This is a genomic window from Halorientalis brevis (assembly GCF_023077655.1).
In genome coordinates this window covers 172,486-192,884 of record NZ_JALLGV010000004.1, presented here as the reverse complement: position 1 = coordinate 192,884, position 20,399 = coordinate 172,486, and the positions used below count along the sequence as shown (strand labels likewise).

Sequence of the window (20,399 nt, the reverse complement as noted above, 5' to 3'; positions counted from 1 at the left end):
AGGGCCGCAGTTCCCGTAGTCCCAATCGAGCGTCTCGTGGGCGACACCCGTCGCCACCTACCCACCATCCCCTGTCACGCAACCTATGCTCGATCCAGTCCTCGCTAGTCGATTCCAGTTCGCCCTGACGACCATCGTCCACATCATCTTCCCCGTGATGAGCATGGGCCTCGCCCCGTTTCTGGTCTACTTCACGTGGAAGGAGATACGCGGTGGTGCGCCGATCTACGAGCAACTGCGCCGCTTCTGGACGAAGATCTTCGCGATCTCGTTCGTCGTCGGCACCGTGACGGGCATCGTCCTGGAGTTCGAGTTCGGGACGAACTTCGCGGCGTTCTCGACGGTCGCCGGCGAACTGTTCGGCGGCCCGCTGGCGGTAGAGGGCATGATGGCGTTCATGCTGGAGGCGACGTTCCTCGGCATCTTCGTGTTCGGCCGTGAGCGGGTCGGCAACGCCCTCTACATGGTCTCGGCGGTCGCGGTCGGTCTGGGAACCTGGCTCTCTGCGGTCTGGATCCTGATCGCCAACTCCTGGATGCAGACCCCGCGCGGGTACGAACTCGTCGAGAAAGGCGGTCGGCAGATCGTGACGCTGACCGACCCGATGGCCGCGTACTTCAACCCGCGCTTCCCGTTCATGTTCGTCCACATGCAGAACGCGGCGGTGCTGTCGGTTGCGCTGTTCATGGCCGGCCTCGGCGCCTACTACGTGTTCCGCCACCACGTCTGGGGCTACCCCATCGAGAACGTGGGCTTCTGGGAGACGACGCTGAAGATTGCCCTCGTGGCGCTCGTCGTCACCGCGCCGCTGCAGGCGCTCCACGGCGACCTCTACGCGCGACACGTCTACGAGACCCAGCCCCAGAAGTTCGCCGCGATGGAGGCCGTCTGGGAGACCGACTCCTACGTCCCCGAGTACATCGTCGCGTTCCCGACGAGCCTCGAGGACCTGACGAACCCGAAGGCCAAGGAACTGTTCGGCATCGGCATCCCCGGCGGGGCGTCCTGGCTGGCCAGCGGGGGTGATCCGGAGGCGACCATCGTCGGGTTGAACGAGTACGGCGAAGCGCCGCCCGTCGCCCTCGTGTTCTGGTCGTTCCGCATCATGGTCGCGCTGGGCTTCTGGTTCATCCTGCTCGGATTCTGGGGGGCCTACCGCTGGTGGCGCGGCGAGCTCTACGAGGACGACCTCCTGCACAAGTCGCTGATGCTGTCGACGCTGCTCGGCATCGTCGCCGTCGAACTCGGGTGGATCGTCACCGAGGTCGGCCGCCAACCGTGGGTGATCCAGGGCGTCCTCGAGACCAGCGAGGGGGTCTCGCCGGGTCTCACCGGTGCCGAGGCGACCCTGACGCTCGCGGGCTTCGCGGTCGTCTACCTCGGACTGCTCGCGCTCTACACGTACGTGATCGCCCGCATCGTCCGCGCTGGACCGCCGACTGGCGACGACCTCCGCGTCGTCGAGCGCGAGGACGCCGCTCCTGAAGGGGTGGCCGGTGATGACTAAGCCGCTGTCGCTGGCCGCCGAGCCGCTGTTCGGACTGCCGCTCGCGGAGCTGTGGTTCGGCCTCCTGTTTTTCATCCTCGGGACGTTCCTGTTTCTCGACGGGTTCGACTTCGGCGTGGGGGCGCTGTTCGCGACTCGCGAGGACCACGAGGAGCGCGAGCAACTCATCGCGGCGATCGGGCCGTTCTGGGACGGCAACGAGGTGTGGCTGGTCGTGTTCGGTGGGGCGCTGTTCGCGGCGTTTCCGGTCGTCTACGCCAGTCTGTTCAGCCGCCACTACCTCCTGATGTTCGCCATCCTCGGGGCGCTCATCCTACGCGGCCTCGCCCCCGAAATGTACGAGCAACGCGAGGACGCGAACTGGCAGCGCTTGTGGGGCCGCGCGTTCGTCGTCGGGAGCGTCACGGCCCCGTTCTTCCTGGGGCTGTTCACGGCCAACTGGGCAGTCGGCGCGAGTCGGACGCTGACGCTGCCGGGCGTCGTGGTCGGGCTGGCCGTCGTCGCACTCACGATCGTCGACGGGGCAGCGTTCCTTCGACTCAAGACCCGCGGCGACCTGCGCGCGGACCTGCGGGCTGACGCACAGCGTGCAGTGGTCGCGTACCTGATCCTGGTCGTGCTCGCGCTCGCGACGATCTACGCGACGACGCCCCCGGTTCGCGCGGCGCTGCTCTCGCCGGTCGCACTGGCGCTCGTCGGGGTGACCGTCGGCCTCGCGGTGGGCTACGTGCTGGCGATCAGGGCTGACCGCCACTACCTGGCGTTCGCGGCGGCTGCCGGCCTCGTGTTCGCGCTGGTGGCCGTCGTCGCCCGGCTGACCTACCCGTACGTCGACCGGGTTGCCGGCGTGACAGTCAGCGAGGGGATCGTTTCGACGCTCCCGCTGAATCTCATGTCGATCGGGGCGGCCGTCCTGCTGCCGCTCGTCTTCGTCTACTTCGGCGTCCTCTACTCCGCGTTCAGCGGCCCAGTCGAGGCCGGGGAGTCGTACTGATGCCGGACGAACCGAAACTGCTCTCCCGCGTGTTCGTCACCTGGCTCGAACTCACGCTCGCCGGCATCACCGGCGGGATCGTCGGCACGTCGATCGGTGGCCCGCCGGGGTTCATCGTCTATCTGCTCACGACGCTCGTCTCCGTGGGTATCCTGCTGTACAACGTGAACGAACTCGTGACTGCGCACCTCGCCGCTGCCGACGCGACTCAGAGGTCGTAGTTCTTCTTGATGTACTCGATCTTGTGCTGGAGCGAGCGCCGCCCGTGGCTGATCTGCTTCGCCTGGCGCACGAACTCCTCGCGGACCCGGTCGAGTCGCTCGCGGATCGGCTCGTCGAAGTCGACGTAGCGGTACTCGGCCGGTTCGAGGCCGTACTTCTCGCGCAGGAGCTCGCCGGTGAAATAGTAGAAGTAACAGCGCTTCACGGTGGCGCTGGCCGCGTGCCGGCGACGGTTGGCCGCTTTCAGTTGCCGTTTCGACTCGCTGAACCGCTCTTTGATCGGTTCTTTGGTTTCGTGGGTGTAGCCCTTCTCGGTCAGGATCTCTCCGACCTCGTTCAACAGCGTCAGGGCGTTTGAACTGTGGTTCCGGGTTTTCGAGACCGCGCTGCGACCGTCCTCGAGCTGTTCGTAGAACCGCACGTAGTTCAGTTCCGACAGCGTCCGCATCGTGTCCTGGAACTCAGCGTACCCGCCGATGTCTTCCTCGCCGGCCGAACTCAACGTCGGGTACAGTCGTTCCTCGTAGACGTCCGCTAACTCGGTCCGGAACGCCTCGACGCCGTCCGAACTGTCGAGATGTCGATCGGGGTCCTCGGTCACTTCCTCCTCGAACTGGTCGCGGAACTGCGATTCGAGGTCGGTGTAGGCGTCCAGCATTCGCTCGCTGCGGTTCAAGACGCCGCCTTCGAGCACACCGACGTAGTCGTCGTAGTCTACGTCCGCGTCGTCGAGTGAGATCGTGCCGAGGTTTCCCGCCGCCATGTCGTCTTGCCGGAAGAACCCGCCGTGTGGTCATCAATGCTTCGGGCGATTCTCAAAATTGGTCCTCCCACTGCACCGTCTGTCCCGCGGTCGCCGCTTACGGTCTGCGCCACCGTCCCTCCGGGACGCCAAACAATCCCCTCGAATACGAGGCAGCAAGTTCAGTCTGGTCGCAATCGAACTGTGCGACGCTATGGCAGACAGAGACGAACTCCGCGAGCAACTCGTCGAGGCGTTCGAAGGCGCAGACTATCCGGTTTCCAGTCCGATGGACCTCGTCCCGGCGCTCCCGAACGGCCCGGCTACCACGTTCGAGTCGGGCGACGTGAGCTTCACCGCCATGGAACTCAACCAGAAGGGCGGTGGCGGGGACTTCCCCTACGACGACGTCGAATCGCTCACGGACGACGTTCTCGACGGCCTCGAAGACGAGGACTACATCTAATCGGCGTCGACGGCCGCTCCCGCTCGCCGGCTGTCCCACCGCCGACTCGCTCCACTACTGTGGTCCGGCGTCCTCGATGTATTAGAATAGTATCATTGCCTGTGCTGTCAACGGGGTGCCACGTGTAATTACGCTTAGGGTCCCTGTTGGCGTTATTTACGGTGGTTTGGCTGCTTAGTTTTCCCAAACTGTTTTATCTACGTCCGAACTACTCCATCGTAACATGACATTTTTTCACCGGTATTGAGTTCTCTCTGAGCCTTCTCTTTTCCGTCTCGGGAGTGTTACTGCTGGGACTCGCGGTCGTCGTCTCTCGGTATCCGGACGTTCGGGGTCGGAAACCGTTCATCGCGCTGTTGGCGCTCTGTTCGGTGTACTCGTTCAGTGCGGCGGCGAAGTTGCTGGCGCCACCGGCGGTCGAGTACGTCCTCGTGTGGCTGGAACTGCCCTTTGGCGTCGCCGTCGCAGTGGTCTTTTTCGTCTTCGCGTCGGCCTACACGGGCCGAGACTGGCACCGCACGCGGGCCTTCACCGTCTCGGAGACGATCACCATGCCACTGCTGGGGGCGATCCTGGTCACCAATCCGTTCCACAACTACCTCTGGACCGAGATCAGCTGGTCGACCGCCGTCTTCCCGCACTACGTGCATTCGGACTTTCAACCGCTGTTTCTGGTCTGTATCCTCGGTTCGTATCTCCTCGCGATGACGGGCATTTACATGCTGCTCAAACTGCACGTCCAGACCCGGTACAACACCACCTCGCAACTCCTGGTGATGTTCGGCGGGCTCCTCCCCTTTCTCGTGAACATCGTCTCGATCCTGGACGTCGCACCGATTCCCGGGCTGGATTACACGCCGTTCGGTCTCGCTGCCTTCGGAGCGCTGACGACCATGGCGATCTCCGAGGACCTCTTCGAGATCGTGCCGGTCGCCCGGGACACGGCCGTCGAACAGAGCAGCGAGGGGATGATCATCCTCGACACGAACCGGTGCGTCCACGACTACAACCAGTCTGCCAGTCACTACTTCCCGCAGCTCCCGCTGTACGAGGAACGGCCCATCGACGACCTCCTGCACGAACACGACCTCCCGTTCGATGCGGTCGACCAGACACAGACCCAGATCACGATCGATCGCCGCTCGACGTGCCATCTCGAACTCCAGATTTCCCCGATCAGGGACGGCCCCCATCATCTCGGGTGGACGGTCAACGTGACCGACGTCACCGAACTGCAGCGCCGACAACAGCACCTCGAAGTCGTCTCGCGCGTGCTCCGTCACAACATCTCCAATCGGATCACCGTCATCACGGGACACACCGACGTGCTGGCAGACCACGTCGACGCGGACGGCCAGCACCACCTCGAGGCGGTCACCGAGAACGTCAATTCCATCGTCGAGACCAGCGAGAAGGTCCGGCTGATCCAGCGCATCGTCGCCGATACCGACGGCAAGTCTACGATGCACCTCTCGAACGTTCTCGAGGACCTCGTTCGCCGGCAACGGGACGTCCACCCCGAGGCGACCATCTCACTGGACTGTCCCGAGGACGTGTGGGTGAACGCGTCGTGGGGACTCGAAGCGGCAATCGCGAACCTCATCGAGAACGCGATCATCCACAACCCGTCGGACACGCCGTGGGTTGAAGTCAGCGTGACGCTCGACGACCGCGTTCGCGTCGCGGTCGCCGATAACGGCCCCGGCATCCCCGCGACGGAACAGCGGATCCTCGAGAACGGCCTGACCGAAACGCCCCTCGAACACAGTTCGGGCGTCGGCCTGTGGCTCGTCTATCGCTTCGTCGAACAGTCCGGCGACGATCTGACGTTCGGCCAGAGCCGTCGCGACGGCTCCACCGTCTCCTTTACCCTCGAACGGGGCGAGCCGCCGCGGTAATTCCGAGCACGTGGCTGACGAGCTGGTATCGTGCTCGCATTTCGAACAGGAATTTTCAGCGGGACGGGTCACCTGTGAGTCGTCATTTCTCGCGTAATGTGTTAATTCACTGCCAGTGATTGGTGGCAAATAGGTTCACTATGGTGTCGGCGAACATCAGGGCACGGGTGAATCAACGTGGTAGTTCACACGCACACGATCGACGAACAGTTCAAACGCGTCGCGCTGCACGTCCACAGCCTCTCGGGCATCCAGGCGATCGTCGCCGCTGCGAAGACGGTGTTCATCACGTCGCTGTTGTCGCTCCCGCTCACGGCTGCGCCGCTCATCGCAGCACTCGTCACGCTGGGGATCTACACGGCGAACAAACTCACCGACCTCGACGAAGACAGCATCAATCGTCCGGAGCAGGTGGAACTGGTGACCGCGCAACGAACCCAGATCGTCGCGGCGATTCTGGTCAGTTTGTTCGCTGCCGCGGCGCTGGCGGTGCTCCGCGGTGGCCCGGCCGCACTGGCCATCACGCTGTGTCCGGTCGTCGCTGGCGTGTTCTACAATCAGGCGCTCGTTCCGGGACGCGACGTGCGGCTCAAGGACGTCTTCGCGGTCAACACGGTCCTCGTCGCCGGCGCGTGGGCGATCCCGCTCACGCTTCTCCCCTCCGTCCTCGCCGGGTCCGCGTCGGCTGGATTGCTCGCTGCCGCGACGCTGTTCATGTTTCTCAAGACCGTCGTCTCGGTCGAAGTGTTCAACGTCCGTGACGTCGCCGGCGATCGCGCCAGCGGCGTCGCCACTGTGCCGGTCGTCCTCGGACTCGAGAAGACCAAATACGTCCTCTACGCCTGTGACCTGCTCGCGCTCGCCGCGCTCGCACCGTTCGTCCTGCTGGTGTCGTCCACCTACCTCGTGTTCCTGCCGTTCGTCCTGAGTTCCCTCCTGATCACGTCCGCGCTCGATACGGTCCAGAACCGCGACCTGCTCTGCCTCCTCAAGGACGCCGAGTACCTCGGGCTGGCAGCCGTCGGTCTCCTCTTCCTGTAGCACTCCCTCGTGGGTCTCTCGTCGAGTTCGTCCACGACAGTCCGTCAGATCCACTCTGAGCGACGCCTTCGGGATCTCCTCGCGCAACGTTTCGTCGTACCGGTCTTTCCATCGACTGGGAACTCCACCTTGAATTTAAATACACGACCGTCGATATATTGGGTGATGTACGAGACAGTGCTCTTGCCGACCGACGGGAGTGAGACGGCCGCCAGCGCAGTCGACCACGCGATCGACGCCGCTGACCGCCACGACGGGACGGTTCATCTGCTGTACGTCGCCGACGCTCGCGTCGCGAACGCCGCGCCGGGACTCGCAATGGGCGAGATCAAGACGAAACTCGAATCCGAGGGCGAACGGGCGACCGCCGAACTCGCCGACCGCGTCGAGAACGCTGACCTCGACACCGTGACGGAAATCCGGGAGGGCATTCCGGACGACGAGATCCTCAAATACGTCGACGACGTGGACGCCGACCTCGTGGTGATGGGTTCGACGGGGAAAACCGTCCAAGAACGCGAGCGCGTCGGCAGCGTCACCGACAGCCTCGTCCGGAAAGCGGGGATTCCGGTCGTGTCCGTCCCGGGGAACTGAGCGGCCCGGCGACGCCGGTACCGATTCGACGACTGGCCCGGCCGATCCCGAAGGCGAGCCTGTGGTCCCGGCCGCGCTGTGACGTGGCAACTCGCGAGTTCTCAGACCAGCGGGTCGGCAGCACACGACTCGGCAGCTGCGCGTTCTCAGTGGGACAGTAGGCGGGCGTTCCGCCTTCAAACGCTGGCTTTGGCGTCTGCGATCCAGTGGAGAGGACGCTCCTGTTCCGTCTGTCCCCCGTAGTAGCTACTTATCGAAGAGTGGCCGATCCGCTATCCAGACGGCACCTGGGTCGACGGGAGACGATTGCGGTGAACTTGCGACACGCACTCCCGTCTGGTTGCGAGTTCATACGCTCTCTGCGGAGCTGTCACTCTCGAATTATACGGGTAAGCGACCTACAGCAGGTAATTCCGGCACCAGATAACCATACGTCCTACCGGGTTCTAGTCCGACGCACGCCGCATACGGGTTGTCGGTGGGTGTCGATGGCGACGGGAATCGGGCGTGCGTGACCATTCATGACCAGTGACCAAGATCCGACGGCAGATGCGAACGGCCTTTCCAACGTCCCTCTCGAAGAGTCCCGACGAACGCTGCTCCGCCTCCTGGGCTCGGCGACCACGGTCGGCGTCCTTTCAGGGACTGCTGCGGCAAGTTCCAGCGGCGGCGACGGTAAAGACGATGACGACCACGACAAACCGCATCACGACGGCGACGGACACGGGCACAAGAAACCATGCAAGGCTGATATATTCGACTGGCGGGGGATGTCGCTCCACCACGACAAGATGTGTGTCAGGAAGCTCTACGCCTCACCCGTCTGTCGTGACAAGAAGGTGTTCGGCTGTAAACACCTCAAGGTGGGCGTCAAAGGCGACACCGTCACGAAAACCCACGTCGAGCAGGTCAAAATGCGGGAGTCGCTGGAGCAGCGACTCCTCATGTTGGTCAAACACCTCGCCGACGGAGACATGGCGGGGAACTTCGACGACCTGGACCACGTCGACTCCCACCTCCCGAAGTGCTCCAAGAAGCATTTCAAGCGCCTGAAAAAAGACTTCAAGCACTACGGGCCCGCGTGTGCGCTCAAATACCGGCTTCGAGCCTATCGAAAGCACGAGCATCGCGGTTGTAAGCACGGCCACGAGAAACGCTGTGAGTGTAACCGCAAGCACGAGAAACCCTGTTACTGTGAGCGCGATCACGACCACGGGAACGGGTGTGACGGGAACCACGGCGGGTGGAAGCCCGGCCACGGGAACGAGTGTGACTACAAGCACGACGACCGCAAGCACGAGCGCTGGGACGGTTGCCACGAGAAACACGGCGGGTGGGAGCCGGGCCACGCGAAGGGCTGTGACTCCAAGCACAAGGACTGGAGAGACTGCGACTGCAAGCATCGCGGTTGTAAGCACGGCCACGAGAAACGCTGCGAGTGCAACCGCGAGCACGAGAAACCCTGCTACTGTGAGCAGGATTACGACCACGGAGAAGACTGCGACGGGAACCACGGCGGGTGGAAGCCCGGCCACGGGAAGGACTGCGACAAGAAACACGACGACAAGCACGAACACGGGAAGCACTGTGACGAGAACCACGACAGTTGGAAGCCCGACCACGGGAAAGAGCGCGACGGCAAACACGACGACGGCAAACACGACCACGAGAAATACCGCGACTGGAAGGACAAGCACGGCGACCGGAAGCCGTGCGTGCTGCTCTTCGAGATCTTCCTGATCTTCATCCTGGTCATGATCTGCCTGCTGTTCTTCTACGACCAGGATTAATTCGGAACCGTCCCGTTAGCCAGTTTTCTTTTACTGAGGTCTCCAGTAGGTACTCGATGGTATTCAGGCGCGATAAAAGGGAAAAAGTCGTGCTGCGTTACGACGTTTTCGGACCGGTGTCGGAGGCGAGCGTCGCGGAGTTGTCGCCCTCGGATGACTCGTAGACGAGACGGAGGTCGTAATCGTTGTCCACCCACATCCTCATATAGTCACCAGACACGACAGCACTGTCGCCACCCTTTTCGGAGCTTGTCGTTGCTGAGCCGTTTGCTTGGGCAGTCGACCATGCTGTGTTGGGGCCGTCTACCACATTTGGAGATCCGTTGTACGTTCCAGAACTGAATCCTTGGCCCCTGATCACCAACTCGCTTGCTTTGATCGTCGTACCACCATCATGAGTCACTGTCAAATTTCCGTATGGGTTGTTATTGTTTGCGTTATAATCCCACGTGAACTTCGCTTGCGGCGTCTTGTTGGTGGAATCGCCCAGTCCGAGTACGAACGATGCGATGACTGCTGCCAGGATGACCGTGATCGCGACCATCAGGATGACCCCGATGACCGGCGACACTGCGTCGTCCTCCTGCCAAAGTTGTTTGATGTTCATGGTTGTAGGTACCGTTTTCCACACCGCACCCCGGAAAGGACTCGTTTCTCTGTCGCTCTCTCCGCAACGACGAGGCGGATGCACCCAGGCATCCGTGACCAGCCCTTTCCGACGTCCCGGTGTTGATTCTAACGTTTCCAACCACATTGCATAAAACTTCTGGCAGTATCACTTTTCGAATTGCCAGCTGGTAAGGGGTGGTTACTACAACGATTAATGGCGTCTTATAGCCGCCATGTCTGGCGATCTCGTAAGTGTTGTCCCACTGTATTATTCAGTATCTCTGTTCGAAACGAGCGAGAAGGACAACGGCTCGAAAACTTCCACGGGCCGACTATTCCCCTGCATCTACTAGAGCATCTTCGTCGAAATCCCGCTGGGAAGGTGACCAGTCGTCAGGATCGTACCGGTCGGCCTGGGCTTTTCGGGTTCACCACGTCTGATCATCCTTCTCGACGCGCTCGACAGCACGGCGAACCTGCTCGTCAGTCGCACCGCTCTCGACGAACTGGAAAGTCGGAACGAACTCGTCTGGTGAGTACGGCCACCGTTCACGGTGCAGTTGTTCGATGACGAAGCGGAGTTTCTTGACAGCCTGCTTGGGTTACTCAGGGCTATTTAAAGAGCGACATCATTCAATAGTAGCACAGCTCGGAATATGGATCAAGGGACTCTGAACTGTCGGCTGTGGGAATTTAACAGAAAGTTGAGTGGGACCGCCGAGATTCGAACTCAGGTCCGACGCACCCCATGCGCCGAGGATACCGCTACCCCACGGTCCCGCATTTCGTCAGAGGAGTGTCCCCCGATTAAACGCTTCGTTTTGCGATTACGCCAAGACCCGTTCTAATTCCACGACGGTCCCGGCGTCGGCGCCGGGGTCACCGACCAGCCGGCCGATACAGACGGCAGCCTCGTCGGGCGTGTAACAGGCCACCAGCGGCCGCGCTTCCGTCTCTTCGCTGCCCACGTCGGCGTCGATCACGCCCGGCGCGTACACTGGCGCGCCCTCCGCGACCTCCACGGCGGCGCTCGGAGCGATCGTCACGCGGGGAAGGTCCACGAGCGCGCGCTCGGCCGGCTGGACGACGTCCCGCAACGCCGTCGCGTCGTCGTCCTCTTCCCACCAGCCGAGGGCGTCGGCGAGGTCCGGCAGCGTCACGAGGGTGGTGTCGTCGAACGATCCCGTCATCGTCCGGCGGAGGTGACCCATGTGCGCGCCGGTCCCCAGCGCCAGGCCGATGTCGTGGCAGAGCTTCCGGACGTAGGTGCCGCTCTCACAGCGCACGCGGAGCAGTGCCTGGCGGTCCTGGACCTCCAGGACGTCCAACTCGTGGATCTCCCGGATGCGGAGTTGTCGGCGGACGGCGCTCTTCCGGGGCGGTTTCTGGTAGATCGGCCCCTCGAACTCGGCGACGACGTCCGCCAGGTCGTTCGGGGCGGGGCCGTGGAGTTCCAGGACGGCGACGTACTCCTTGACGGCGTCGTCGAACACCTGGGCCATCCGGGTGGCGTCGCCGAGCAGGAGCGGGAGACACCCAGTGACTTTCGGGTCGAGCGTGCCGGCGTGGGCGATGCGGTCGGCACCGACCATGTCGCGGACCCAGGCGGCGACCTGGTGGGCGGAGGGGCCCGGTGGCTTGTCGAGATTGACGACTCCGAATCCGAGCAGATCGGCGGGCGAGCGCTCGGCTGGCGGACCCCGTTGCATGTCTGTGCCGTTGGCCCGCCCCGGCTTACGTTGTTCGATTGGCGGGCGAACCGTCCCGGTTCGCCTCCTGCCGTCGCGTCACGATCTTTATAGGTCTCCTCCACGAACCGGACGCCAATGCGTCTCGCTGGGCTGGTCGACGCCATCGCGCTCGTCGGCGTGGGGGCCACGGGACTGCTCGTCGCGGGGGTTCTGTCGGCGCTCCTCAAGCGGCCGCAGGTCGAGGTCGTCGACGTCGGGACGTGGCATCCACGCGGGGACGAACGGCTCGACGTCGTCACGACCGTCCGGGTGACGGACGTGCATCCGCTACTCGCGGCGCTGGGTGACCGACTCCGGGCCAGCTACTACATCGACATGAACGGGGTCCGCCTCGCGACCGGCGAGAAAGTGGGGATCGAACTCGACCGCGACGGCGAGCCCATCGAACTGCGGACGACGATCGAACACGAGAACGTCCCCGATCTCTGGGCGACGTTCGTCCGCAGCGACGAGTCGATCGCGGTCACGACCGGCGGTGAGATCGCTTTCGGTCCGTGGGGGCTGCTGACGGTCGCGATCCCGTCCGTCGAACGGCGCGTCCTCGACGACGAGACGCCGGTCATCGACGCCCTCTCCAGCGCCGCCGATGGGATCGTCGAGAACTACGCGCTGGATACGGGTTCGCTGGTCAGCCAACTCACCGACGGGTTGCTCAGGTTCGGCAGCACCAGTCCGGCCGTCGGGTACGAGATCGAGCGCGGGTGGGCGACCTGGGGCACGGTGACCCCCGCGGAGACGACCGTCCGTTTTCACTTCGACGTTCGCAACAGAGGTGACGTGCCGGTCCCGAGCGTGCCCGAAGTGCTCGACGTGACCCTGGAGATGAACGGCGTCGCGCTGTTCACGGCCAGGAACGACGGAGCCTCGCTCGTGGACGCCACGTCGGAGCCGCCACTGGCCCCCGGCGAGCGGCGGCGCGTCGAGTATCCAGTCACGATGGACAACGAGAAAGTCGACGCCTGGTTCCGCAGTCACGTCCGGAACGGCGAGCGCACAGAGCTGACGGCGAGCGTGCGCCTCGTCTTCAGATCGGCCGTCTTCGGGACGGCGCTGACGCTGCCGCCCGGTCGCGTGCCGACCGTCACCTGCGACGTCCAGACGGGGCTGCTCGTCGATCAGGAGACGAAAACCACCTGTGACGGGCCAGTCGGCACCCCGCGGTGAGGCTCGCCGACCCGGTCGTCGCTGCTCAGAACTCGTAGCGGACGTTCTCGACGGGATACGTCCCTTCGTCGCCGGCCGGGTCGTACGACTCGGCGGCCGCCAGGACCAGGTCGAGCGTCGCCTCGGCGTCCCAGCGGGCCGTGTTGACGACGAGGTCGTAGATCGAGCGATCTTCGATGTCGATGTCGTAGTACTCCTCGTAGCGCAGGGCCTCGCTGTCGGCTCGTTCGCGTTCGCTCTCGCGGACCTGGTCGACGGGGTCGCCCTCGCGGTCGGCGATGCGGTCGACGCGAACGTCGAAGGGGGCGTCGAGCCAGATTCGCAGATCCGCGTAGTCGCCCGCCATCCAGCCCGCGAGCCGCGATTCGAGGACGAGATCGTCCCTCTCTTCGGCGGTCGTCCGGAGGCGCCGGTCCAGATCGCGGTCGATCTGGTCGTCTTCTTCGGCGAGTTTGTTGAACTCGACGAGCGAGTACCCGCGCTCGTCGGCCAGCGCGCGGAAGATGTCGCCCCCACTGACGTGCTCTACGGAGAGCGCGTCGGCCAGGCCGGCAGCGAGCGTACTCTTCCCGCTGCCCGCCGGGCCGGAAACGGTAATCAACATACCCGACCTCGGTCACTGGCGCTAAAAGAGATTGTGTCTTCGCTCCGGCGTCCTCCCGGCCCCGATGACACCTGACCCGACACTCCGCTTTTCCCCGTCCTTCCCCATGTCCGTGCATGGGCGCGAGCTGGGATCTGACCCGCGGGCAGGTCGCCTGGACCGTTGCCGGCCTCGTCCTGACGCTCGTCGTCGCCTTCGTGCTGTACTCGTTCATCGGCGCCATCGTCGTCGGCGTCTTCCTCTACTACGCCATCCGGCCGGTCGACCGGTGGTTCGCCCGGTTCAGCGACCATCCCGCACTCAACGCGACGCTCACACTTCTCATCGTGGGCTTCCCGGTGCTCGCGATTCTCGGCTACAGCGGCCTCGTTGCCGTCCGCGAACTGAATGTCCTGTTCACCCAAACGGGCATCCAGCAGTACCGCGGGTACCTCCAGCCGTATCTGCACATCGCGCAACTCGCGGAACCGGGGCAACTGCGCTCGTTGCTCCGGTCGAACGTCGGCCGCCTCCTCGGCTATACCAATGCGGCGTTCACCTGGCTTCTCCGCCTGTTCGTCATCGTCACCGTCGCCTACTATCTGCTCCGAGACGACGACCGGATCGCCGCCTGGTTCCGGTCCACGTTCGACAGCACGCCTGCCGTCGTCTCGTTCATGAACGACGTGGATAACGATCTGACGACCATCTACACCGGCAATCTCATCACCATCGGCATTACGGCGCTGATCGCCGTCCTCGTGTACAACGGCCTCGATTTCGTCGCGCCGCGGGGGACCGGTGTCGCGTTTCCGCTGCTGCTCGGCCTGTTGACCGGCATCTTCACTATCGTGCCGGTCATCGGCATCAAGCTCATCTACTTCCCCTACACGGCGTATCTCGGCTTCCAGGCCGTCCGCGGTGGGGCGGTGCCCCCGTGGTATCCCGTCCTCTTTTTCGTCGTGACGCTGATCGTCGTCGACTCGATCCCCGATTTCTTCATCCGGTCGTACGTGTCGAAGGGCAGTCTCCACATGGGCCTGGTCCTGTTCGCGTACGTGCTCGGGTCAATTGCGTTCGGCTGGTACGGCATCTTCCTGGGGCCGATCGTCCTCGTGCTGTTCGTCCACTTCCTGCGGAACATCCTGCCGAACCTCGTGCAAGGGCGACGGGTCCAGATCGACGAGGACTGACCACTACTGAGTCCGAGACGAGCGTGAAAACGAAAATCGAGCGATCTACGTCGGCGTCGTCTGGATGTTCAGCGATTTGCGGATGATCTGGGTGAAGCCCATCGAGCAGAGGAAGTACCAGAGGATCCACGCCTGGAGCGGCCCGAGGACGCCCGCCGTCCAGGTCTTCGTGCCGACGAGCGGCATCGTGATCGTCTGGGGGTGAAGCGACTGCGCGGGCGAGAGGATCATCCAGTACATCCAGAGGAAGACCGGGATGGTCAGCAGCATGATCCAGACCATCGGGCGGAACTGCTCTTTGAACATGCCCATCTGGTCGCCCATGGCGTCCATCTGCTCTTGCTGGATGCGGTCGAGGGCCTCCTCGTCGCCCCGTTCCTTCGCCTTCTTGCGTTTTTCCTGGATTGCCTTCATCTGCTCCTGGTACTCGCCCATCTTGTCCATGTCCATCAGGTTCGCCTGCAGGAGCGTCGAGTACAGCCCCGTCAGCATCGCGAGTACCATCACGACCACGTAGAACGGGAGGATCGCTTCCAGGGGACCGAAAATCACGTCGAGCGCGCCACCGATCGTGTTGCGAACTGACGTCAGCGAGTAGCCCGCCATCATCGCGAGCGCGCCGACGCCGGCGAGTTTGTCCCACTGGGACCACGAGGAGTCGCCGTCCGTGTCGAACGACGCCGCCTCCTCGACCTCGTCGTCGGAGAGCGCCTCACGGATGCCGTCGGGGTCCTCGACGGCGAAGCCGTTGCCGTCGGCGTCGACGAGCAGTCCCTTCTCGATGAGTCGCCCCCACTGCCCACTGGTCATCTCGCCGCTGACGTCGCTCCACTCGACGGTGCCCTGCTCTTCGGCAACGTCCAGAACGTCGTCGAGCGCGTCGAGCAACTCGCCGTCTTCTCTGGCGAGCGACTCCACTTTCTCCGCTGTCCGTGCCATTATGCGCTCTGTAGGGAAGCACCGCTAATCAACCTTTTACTCTCGTCCGCAAAAGCGCAGCCGGAGAATCCGGCAGTATCAGACGCGCTCGTCGATCGCAGCGTCGATGTCGGCCCAGACCTCGTCGGGAGTCTGCTCGCCGTCGATGGCGACGAAGCCGTCGTGGTCCTGGTAGTGTTCGATGACCGGCTTCGTGTTCTCCTCGAACACGTCGAGGCGGTTGTTCACCGACTCCTCGTTGTCGTCCTCGCGCTGGATGAGTTCCCCGCCGCACTCGTCGCAGACGCCCTCCTCCTCGGGCTGGTTGAACTCGACGTGGTAGTTCTCGCCACAGTCGTCGCAGACGCGGCGACCGGTCAGGCGGTCGACCAGCTCGTCGCGGCTCACGTCGAGCGAGAGGATCACGTCGAGGTCGGTCATGTCTTCCAGCTCCTCTGCCTGGTCGAGGTTGCGCGGGTAGCCGTCCAGAACGAACCCGTCGGCGCTGTTGAGCGCCTCGTCGACGATGGCGTTGACGACCGCGTCGGGAACCAGGTCACCGGCTTCCATGTACGCCCGCGGCGTGTCGTACTCGGTGTCCATGTCGCTGATGTCCATGTCCTTGTTCGCTCGGAGCGCGTCACCCGTCGTGATGTGCTCGACGCCGAACTCCGCGGCGATGTTGCTGCTCTGTGTGCCTTTGCCTGCGCCCGGCGGCCCAAGGATCAGCAGGTGGGGGTTCGCCATACTCGCCGCTTCACCACCCCGGGACTTTTACTTATTGTTCTCGGCTGACCCGATCCAGGGAGCGAGGCTGGCGCGAACGCCGGCGACGACCCGGCTGCGAGCGACGACGAGTTCGGCGACGCCCCAGCAGAGCGCGATGAGCACGGCGACGACCCCGAGGAAAAAGCCGTCCGGGCCGAACCAGACGGGCCGCACCCAGGGTGCGACGCCCTGATAGGTGTCCAGTCCGCTCGCCAGGAGTCCGCCTCCGGGGAGGCTCGCGACCGCCAACTCGACGCGCTGGGGGAGCGACCGGTCAACGACCGCGTCCGATAGCGCGTCCTGTTCGATGGTGTACGACCCCGTCACGTTCTGGTCTGCCATCGTCGGCCCGCCGGCTTCCTGTCCGTGGACCGGCCGCTCGGCGTCGAAGGGGAGCCACGGCGCGTGATACGACCAGACCACGTCGCCACGCGGGGTGATCTCGACGACGCGGTGATTGATGGTGTCGGTGATCAGCGTGTTGCCGTTCGGGAGGCGGTCGGCGTCGCGGGGCCACGACAGCGTGTCGACGCCGACCTCCCAGGTCATCGACCAGTCGCAGTTGGGTTTCATGTCCCCGTCGAGCGGGTGGTCGGGATCGCCGCGGTCGCAGGCGTACTCGACGACGCGATCGTTCTCGCTGTCGGCGACGAGCAGCGTCGGCCGCCCCGCGTCGTCCTGCAGGTAGGCCGGGTTGTGCTGCTCGTCGAGGATCGAGTGGTTGCCGTCGGCGCCGAGACGCATGACGACGTCTTTCGTCGAGCGGTTGACCACGATCACCTGGTCGAAGTTCCGCGGCGACAGCATGTACAGCCCCGGCGCGACGACGTCGACGTCGTTGACGTGTGTCCAGTCCCCGGCCGAGATGCCGACGTCCGTGTCGTTCGCGTAGTGGTTCTTGAACTGCCACTCCCACTCGACGGCGTCGGTCGTCCGATTGTAGACGTACACCCGGTCGTTGCTCGTCCCGTTCTGCGTGTTTCGCATGTGCGCGATCAGCAGGTTCCCGCGCTCGGTGAGCGTCACGTCGTGGGTGTCCCACAGCGGCAGCGTCTCGCGCCACTTCACCTCCTGCGTCGAGCGGTCGATCCGGAGCACGCGCGTCCGCTGGCCGACGGTCCCGACCACGAGCAGATCGTCGTCGGGGAGCGGGTCGACGTCGTAGAACCACGACACGTCGAACTCCGAGCCGGAGACGTCCCACTGCGCATCGCCCTCCGGACCGACCGACAGCAGACGAGCCGGTTTGTTCGGGTTCACGTTGCCGCCGATGTTGTACCCCTGGACGGCGATGACGGTGCTGCCGTTTGCGGGCTCGCGGATCGTTCCCGGCCCGGCCGAGGGCGGCGTGTGCACGGCTGCTTCGCCGGCCGCAGCCAGGAGCAGGACCACGATCACCAGGGCCAGGACCGACCTGACGACGTGAGCGGTGCCCCAGCGAAACTGCGGGATGGAGGACCTCATGAACGGTTCGCCTGATTTTGGCTCATTTGACATATTTGTCTTTGGATTCCCGTCGTGCGGAACCGCGACGCTGTGTCACCGTGTCACATGTCGGTGGGCACGAGGACTGCCCGAGGGCAAAGAGTTAGGTCGCTGGGCGGGTCCGATACCCCTATGACGGAACGGACGCCGCCACTTCATGCGGTTCACGAGGAACGCGGGGCGAAGTTCACCGAGTTCGGCGGGTGGGACATGCCCGTGGAGTTCGACTCCATCCGGGGAGAACACGAGGCTGTCCGCGAGTCCGCCGGCATCTTCGACGTCTCGCACATGGGCGAGATCGAAGTCGGCGGCCCCGACGCCGAGCGACTGATGCAGCGACTCACCACGAACGACGTCGGCGCGCTCTCGCCGGGCCAGGCCCAGTACGCGATGATCACCGACGAGGACGGAACCATCTTGGACGACACGGTCGTCTATCGACTCCCGGAGGGAAGCGCCCACGACGCCGAGTTCCTCTTCATCCCGAACGCGGGCCACGACGAACAGATGTCCGAGCGGTGGGTCGACCACCGCGACGAGTGGGGCCTGGACGCGACCGTCGAGAACGTCACCGAGGAGTACGCCATGCTCGCCGTCCAGGGTCCGGACGCCGAGCAACTCCTGCTCGACGCGGTCGCCGAGGACCAGCGGACGACGATCTGTGACTGCTCGCGGTTCCAGGCCGAACCCGTCACCGTCGCGGGGGTCGAGACGCTCATCGCCCGGACCGGGTACACCGGCGAGGACGGGTTCGAACTGATCGTCCCGTGGGACGAGGCGGACGCCGTCTGGGACGCCTTCGACTGCCAGCCGTGCGGACTCGGCGCCCGCGACACCCTTCGCATCGAGATGGGCTTTCTCCTCTCCGGGCAGGACTTCGACCCCGAGGACGACCCGCGCAACCCCTACGAGGCCGGCGTCGGGTTCACGGTCAAACTCGACACGGAGTTCGTCGGCCGGGACGCCCTCGAACAGGCCGACGCCGAGGGCGTCGAGCAGAAACTCTGTGGGTTTCGCCTCGTCGACCGGGGCGTGCCGCGCCACGGCTACGAAGTCACCGACATCGACGGCGACGTCATCGGCGAGGTGACCAGCGGTACGATGAGTCCGACGCTGGACAAGCCCATCGGGCTGGCGTATCTCCCCGTGGAGTACCGGAGTCCGGGCGTGAACGTGTTCGTTACCGTCCGCGGCGAGTCGAAAAAGGCACAAACCCAGGCGTTGCCGTTCTTAGATAGATGACCTTCGAAGTGAAAGCGGACTGCCGGTACCTGGACTCCCACGAGTGGGCCCGTCGCGAGGACGGGACGGTGCGCATCGGCATCAGCGACTTCGCGCAGGACGAACTCGGCGACGTGGTGTTCGTCGAACTCCCCGACGCGGGCGACGACGTCTCCAAGGGCGAGGACTTCGGCGTGATCGAGAGCATCAAAGCGGTGTCGGACCTCTACGCCCCGGTCTCGGGGACCGTCACCGCCACCAACGACGACCTCGTCGATGCCCCCGAACTCGTCAACGACGACCCCTACGGCGAGGGCTGGATGCTCGAAGTCGACCTCGACGACGAGAGCGAACTCGAGGACCTCCTCTCGCCCGACGAGTACGAAGACCAGATCGCCTGATTGGCGGGGCCTTCCCCGCCGACCCTTCTTTTATTGGACCTGCTCCCGTACTGCGTGCAATGTTCGAGTCGGTCCTGATTCCGACCGACGGGAGCGAGCGAAGCGAGCGTGCGGCCGTCCACGGACTCGCGCTGGCGAGGGCGTACGACGCGACCGTACACGTGCTCTCGGTCGTCGAGACGACTGCACTCGACGTCGAGTCGGACGTCGAGACGACGGACGTCAAAACGACGCTCGAAGAGCGCGCCGAAGCCGCGATCGGAGGCGTCGAAGCACTCATCGACGACCCGACGCTCGACGTGGTGACCACGATCCGAGAGGGCAACCCGACCACCGAGATCCGGCGATACGCGACCGAATCCGGTATCGATCTGCTCGTCATGGGGACCCACGGCCGGACCGGTGTCTCGCGGTTTCTCCTCGGGAGCGTCACCGAAGAAGTCGTCAGAGAGGCGAGAGAACCAGTGCTGGTCACCCGATCAGAGGACCCCATCAAGACGGACTACGAGACGATCCTGGTTCCCACCGATGGGACCCCGGAGTCACGGGCGGCGACGCGCTACGCCGTCGACGTCGCCTCGCGGTTCGACGCGACGGTCCACGCCGTCTCCGTGGCCGACACGCGGATCGTCAGCTCCGGCCCACTCGTCGAATCGCTGCGAAGCAGTTGCGGCAAGGCCGTCCGGAACGTGGCCGTCCGAGGTACACAGCACGACGTGCCCGTCGAGACGCAGGTCCTGCAGGGGACGCCGGCCGTGGAGATCCTCGACTACATCGGCCACCACGCCATCGATTTCGTCGTCATCGGTCGACACACCCGGAGCGGCCTCGACCGGTTCGTGACTCGCAGCACCGGCGAGCGCGTGATCCGGAACACGGACGCGCCGGTGCTGTCCGTCCGTGATGGGGACGAGTCGTAGCCGGTGTGGCTGTCGGCTCGCGGACGGGTCGGTTGCCGGCAGCGTGCTTTTTTGCCCCGGCTGTGCAACCGAGAGTATCATATGCACCGGGCCGTAACTCCCGCGCATCGATGTCCGTGCGCCGGACGCAGC

The 20,399-nt window shown here is 64.2% G+C and carries 20 protein-coding genes and 1 tRNA gene; 13 read left to right on the top strand and 8 right to left on the bottom strand.

All coding sequences use genetic code 11. The features are described from left to right. Positions 1–85: 85 nt before the first annotated feature. Genes MU553_RS09160 through MU553_RS09150 form a run of 3 tightly spaced genes read left to right on the top strand, consistent with a single transcriptional unit; the run spans position 86 to position 2,722 of the window. Positions 86–1,507 (top strand): cytochrome ubiquinol oxidase subunit I, encoded by a 1,422-nt coding sequence (locus tag MU553_RS09160; RefSeq protein WP_247378003.1) that lies wholly within the window; start codon positions 86–88, stop codon positions 1,505–1,507. After that, entirely contained in the window at positions 1,500–2,501 is a 1,002-nt protein-coding gene (cydB, locus tag MU553_RS09155) for a cytochrome d ubiquinol oxidase subunit II (protein ID WP_247378001.1), read from the top strand. Before MU553_RS09160 ends, cydB begins: the two co-directional genes overlap by 8 nt. Beyond that, positions 2,501–2,722 (top strand): hypothetical protein, encoded by a 222-nt coding sequence (locus tag MU553_RS09150; protein ID WP_247378000.1) that lies wholly within the window; start codon positions 2,501–2,503, stop codon positions 2,720–2,722. The genes cydB and MU553_RS09150 overlap by 1 nt, the downstream gene beginning before the upstream one ends. On the opposite strand, the gene MU553_RS09145 is transcribed toward MU553_RS09150, so the two are convergent. Then, positions 2,710–3,486 (bottom strand): hypothetical protein, encoded by a 777-nt coding sequence (locus MU553_RS09145; RefSeq protein WP_247377998.1) that lies wholly within the window; start codon positions 3,484–3,486, stop codon positions 2,710–2,712. The genes MU553_RS09150 and MU553_RS09145 overlap by 13 nt on opposite strands. 193 nt (positions 3,487–3,679) lie before the next feature. Here MU553_RS09145 and MU553_RS09140 point away from each other — a divergent pair, with 193 nt between their 5' ends. The 5 genes from MU553_RS09140 (at position 3,680) to MU553_RS09120 (ending at position 9,254) form a co-directional block, all read left to right on the top strand. After that, positions 3,680–3,931 (top strand): MTH865 family protein, encoded by a 252-nt coding sequence (locus MU553_RS09140; RefSeq protein WP_247377995.1) that lies wholly within the window; start codon positions 3,680–3,682, stop codon positions 3,929–3,931. Between the two features lie 281 nt (positions 3,932–4,212). Beyond that, positions 4,213–5,829 carry a histidine kinase N-terminal 7TM domain-containing protein gene (locus MU553_RS09135; RefSeq protein WP_247377993.1) on the top strand — a complete coding sequence of 539 codons (1,617 nt, stop codon included), beginning with the start codon at positions 4,213–4,215 and terminating at the stop codon, positions 5,827–5,829. Between the two features lie 177 nt (positions 5,830–6,006). Continuing rightward, positions 6,007–6,870 (top strand): UbiA family prenyltransferase, encoded by an 864-nt coding sequence (locus MU553_RS09130; RefSeq protein WP_247377990.1) that lies wholly within the window; start codon positions 6,007–6,009, stop codon positions 6,868–6,870. 165 nt (positions 6,871–7,035) lie between these two features. Further along, positions 7,036–7,464 carry a universal stress protein gene (locus tag MU553_RS09125; RefSeq protein WP_247377988.1) on the top strand — a complete coding sequence of 143 codons (429 nt, stop codon included), beginning with the start codon at positions 7,036–7,038 and terminating at the stop codon, positions 7,462–7,464. A gap of 521 nt (positions 7,465–7,985) precedes the next feature. Next, the gene (locus MU553_RS09120; protein WP_247377985.1) at positions 7,986–9,254 is read left to right on the top strand and encodes a hypothetical protein; all 1,269 of its coding nucleotides are present in this window, start codon (positions 7,986–7,988) and stop codon (positions 9,252–9,254) included. A 97-nt stretch (positions 9,255–9,351) separates the two neighbouring features. Here MU553_RS09120 and MU553_RS09115 read toward each other — a convergent pair whose 3' ends face one another. The 3 genes from MU553_RS09115 to MU553_RS09105 form a co-directional block, all read right to left on the bottom strand. Then, complete coding sequence (locus tag MU553_RS09115; protein ID WP_247377984.1) at positions 9,352–9,861, bottom strand: type IV pilin domain-containing protein; 510 nt, start codon at positions 9,859–9,861, stop codon at positions 9,352–9,354. Positions 9,862–10,572: 711 nt separating this feature from the next. Beyond that, positions 10,573–10,643, bottom strand: a tRNA-Pro gene (locus MU553_RS09110). 47 nt (positions 10,644–10,690) lie between these two features. Beyond that, positions 10,691–11,572, bottom strand: coding sequence for an RNA-guided pseudouridylation complex pseudouridine synthase subunit Cbf5 (locus MU553_RS09105; protein WP_247377981.1), 882 nt, complete (start codon positions 11,570–11,572; stop codon positions 10,691–10,693). Between the two features lie 117 nt (positions 11,573–11,689). Here MU553_RS09105 and MU553_RS09100 point away from each other — a divergent pair, with 117 nt between their 5' ends. Then, on the top strand, positions 11,690–12,778 hold the full coding sequence (locus MU553_RS09100; RefSeq protein WP_247377979.1) for a hypothetical protein: 1,089 nt from the start codon (positions 11,690–11,692) through the stop codon (positions 12,776–12,778). 25 nt (positions 12,779–12,803) lie between these two features. On the opposite strand, the gene cmk is transcribed toward MU553_RS09100, so the two are convergent. Next, positions 12,804–13,382, bottom strand: coding sequence for a (d)CMP kinase (cmk, locus tag MU553_RS09095; RefSeq protein WP_247377976.1), 579 nt, complete (start codon positions 13,380–13,382; stop codon positions 12,804–12,806). A gap of 116 nt (positions 13,383–13,498) precedes the next feature. Here cmk and MU553_RS09090 point away from each other — a divergent pair, with 116 nt between their 5' ends. Continuing rightward, entirely contained in the window at positions 13,499–14,554 is a 1,056-nt protein-coding gene (locus MU553_RS09090; RefSeq protein ID WP_247377974.1) for an AI-2E family transporter, read from the top strand. Between the two features lie 45 nt (positions 14,555–14,599). On the opposite strand, the gene MU553_RS09085 is transcribed toward MU553_RS09090, so the two are convergent. The 3 genes from MU553_RS09085 to MU553_RS09075 form a co-directional block, all read right to left on the bottom strand. Further along, positions 14,600–15,493 (bottom strand): DUF106 domain-containing protein, encoded by an 894-nt coding sequence (locus MU553_RS09085; protein ID WP_247377971.1) that lies wholly within the window; start codon positions 15,491–15,493, stop codon positions 14,600–14,602. 78 nt (positions 15,494–15,571) lie between these two features. Next, the gene (locus MU553_RS09080; protein WP_247377968.1) at positions 15,572–16,219 is read right to left on the bottom strand and encodes an adenylate kinase; all 648 of its coding nucleotides are present in this window, start codon (positions 16,217–16,219) and stop codon (positions 15,572–15,574) included. A 27-nt stretch (positions 16,220–16,246) separates the two neighbouring features. Then, positions 16,247–17,704: an aryl-sulfate sulfotransferase gene (locus MU553_RS09075; protein WP_247377966.1), complete on the bottom strand. Its 1,458-nt coding sequence runs from the start codon at positions 17,702–17,704 to the stop codon at positions 16,247–16,249. A 153-nt stretch (positions 17,705–17,857) separates the two neighbouring features. On the opposite strand from MU553_RS09075, the gene gcvT reads away from it, so the two are divergent. From gcvT to MU553_RS09060, 3 genes are read left to right on the top strand one after another with little or no spacing between them, the layout of a single operon-like run. Then, positions 17,858–18,967, top strand: a complete 1,110-nt coding sequence (gcvT, locus tag MU553_RS09070) for a glycine cleavage system aminomethyltransferase GcvT (protein ID WP_247377961.1) — start codon at positions 17,858–17,860, stop codon at positions 18,965–18,967. Beyond that, entirely contained in the window at positions 18,964–19,347 is a 384-nt protein-coding gene (gene gcvH / locus MU553_RS09065) for a glycine cleavage system protein GcvH (protein ID WP_247377957.1), read from the top strand. Before gcvT ends, gcvH begins: the two co-directional genes overlap by 4 nt. A gap of 59 nt (positions 19,348–19,406) precedes the next feature. Beyond that, the gene (locus MU553_RS09060; RefSeq protein WP_247377954.1) at positions 19,407–20,267 is read left to right on the top strand and encodes a universal stress protein; all 861 of its coding nucleotides are present in this window, start codon (positions 19,407–19,409) and stop codon (positions 20,265–20,267) included. Positions 20,268–20,399 lie beyond the last annotated feature (132 nt).

Coding starts and splice junctions, on each gene's coding strand:
- MU553_RS09160 (WP_247378003.1), top strand. CDS start 86: ATGCTCGATCCAGTCCTCGCTAGTCGATTCCAGTTCGCCCTGACGACC.
- cydB (WP_247378001.1), top strand. CDS start 1,500: ATGACTAAGCCGCTGTCGCTGGCCGCCGAGCCGCTGTTCGGACTGCCG.
- MU553_RS09150 (WP_247378000.1), top strand. CDS start 2,501: ATGCCGGACGAACCGAAACTGCTCTCCCGCGTGTTCGTCACCTGGCTC.
- MU553_RS09145 (WP_247377998.1), bottom strand. CDS start 3,486: ATGGCGGCGGGAAACCTCGGCACGATCTCACTCGACGACGCGGACGTA.
- MU553_RS09140 (WP_247377995.1), top strand. CDS start 3,680: ATGGCAGACAGAGACGAACTCCGCGAGCAACTCGTCGAGGCGTTCGAA.
- MU553_RS09125 (WP_247377988.1), top strand. CDS start 7,036: ATGTACGAGACAGTGCTCTTGCCGACCGACGGGAGTGAGACGGCCGCC.
- MU553_RS09120 (WP_247377985.1), top strand. CDS start 7,986: ATGACCAGTGACCAAGATCCGACGGCAGATGCGAACGGCCTTTCCAAC.
- MU553_RS09115 (WP_247377984.1), bottom strand. CDS start 9,861: ATGAACATCAAACAACTTTGGCAGGAGGACGACGCAGTGTCGCCGGTC.
- MU553_RS09105 (WP_247377981.1), bottom strand. CDS start 11,572: ATGCAACGGGGTCCGCCAGCCGAGCGCTCGCCCGCCGATCTGCTCGGA.
- MU553_RS09100 (WP_247377979.1), top strand. CDS start 11,690: ATGCGTCTCGCTGGGCTGGTCGACGCCATCGCGCTCGTCGGCGTGGGG.
- cmk (WP_247377976.1), bottom strand. CDS start 13,382: ATGTTGATTACCGTTTCCGGCCCGGCGGGCAGCGGGAAGAGTACGCTC.
- MU553_RS09090 (WP_247377974.1), top strand. CDS start 13,499: ATGGGCGCGAGCTGGGATCTGACCCGCGGGCAGGTCGCCTGGACCGTT.
- MU553_RS09085 (WP_247377971.1), bottom strand. CDS start 15,493: ATGGCACGGACAGCGGAGAAAGTGGAGTCGCTCGCCAGAGAAGACGGC.
- MU553_RS09080 (WP_247377968.1), bottom strand. CDS start 16,219: ATGGCGAACCCCCACCTGCTGATCCTTGGGCCGCCGGGCGCAGGCAAA.
- MU553_RS09075 (WP_247377966.1), bottom strand. CDS start 17,704: ATGAGGTCCTCCATCCCGCAGTTTCGCTGGGGCACCGCTCACGTCGTC.
- gcvT (WP_247377961.1), top strand. CDS start 17,858: ATGACGGAACGGACGCCGCCACTTCATGCGGTTCACGAGGAACGCGGG.
- gcvH (WP_247377957.1), top strand. CDS start 18,964: ATGACCTTCGAAGTGAAAGCGGACTGCCGGTACCTGGACTCCCACGAG.
- MU553_RS09060 (WP_247377954.1), top strand. CDS start 19,407: ATGTTCGAGTCGGTCCTGATTCCGACCGACGGGAGCGAGCGAAGCGAG.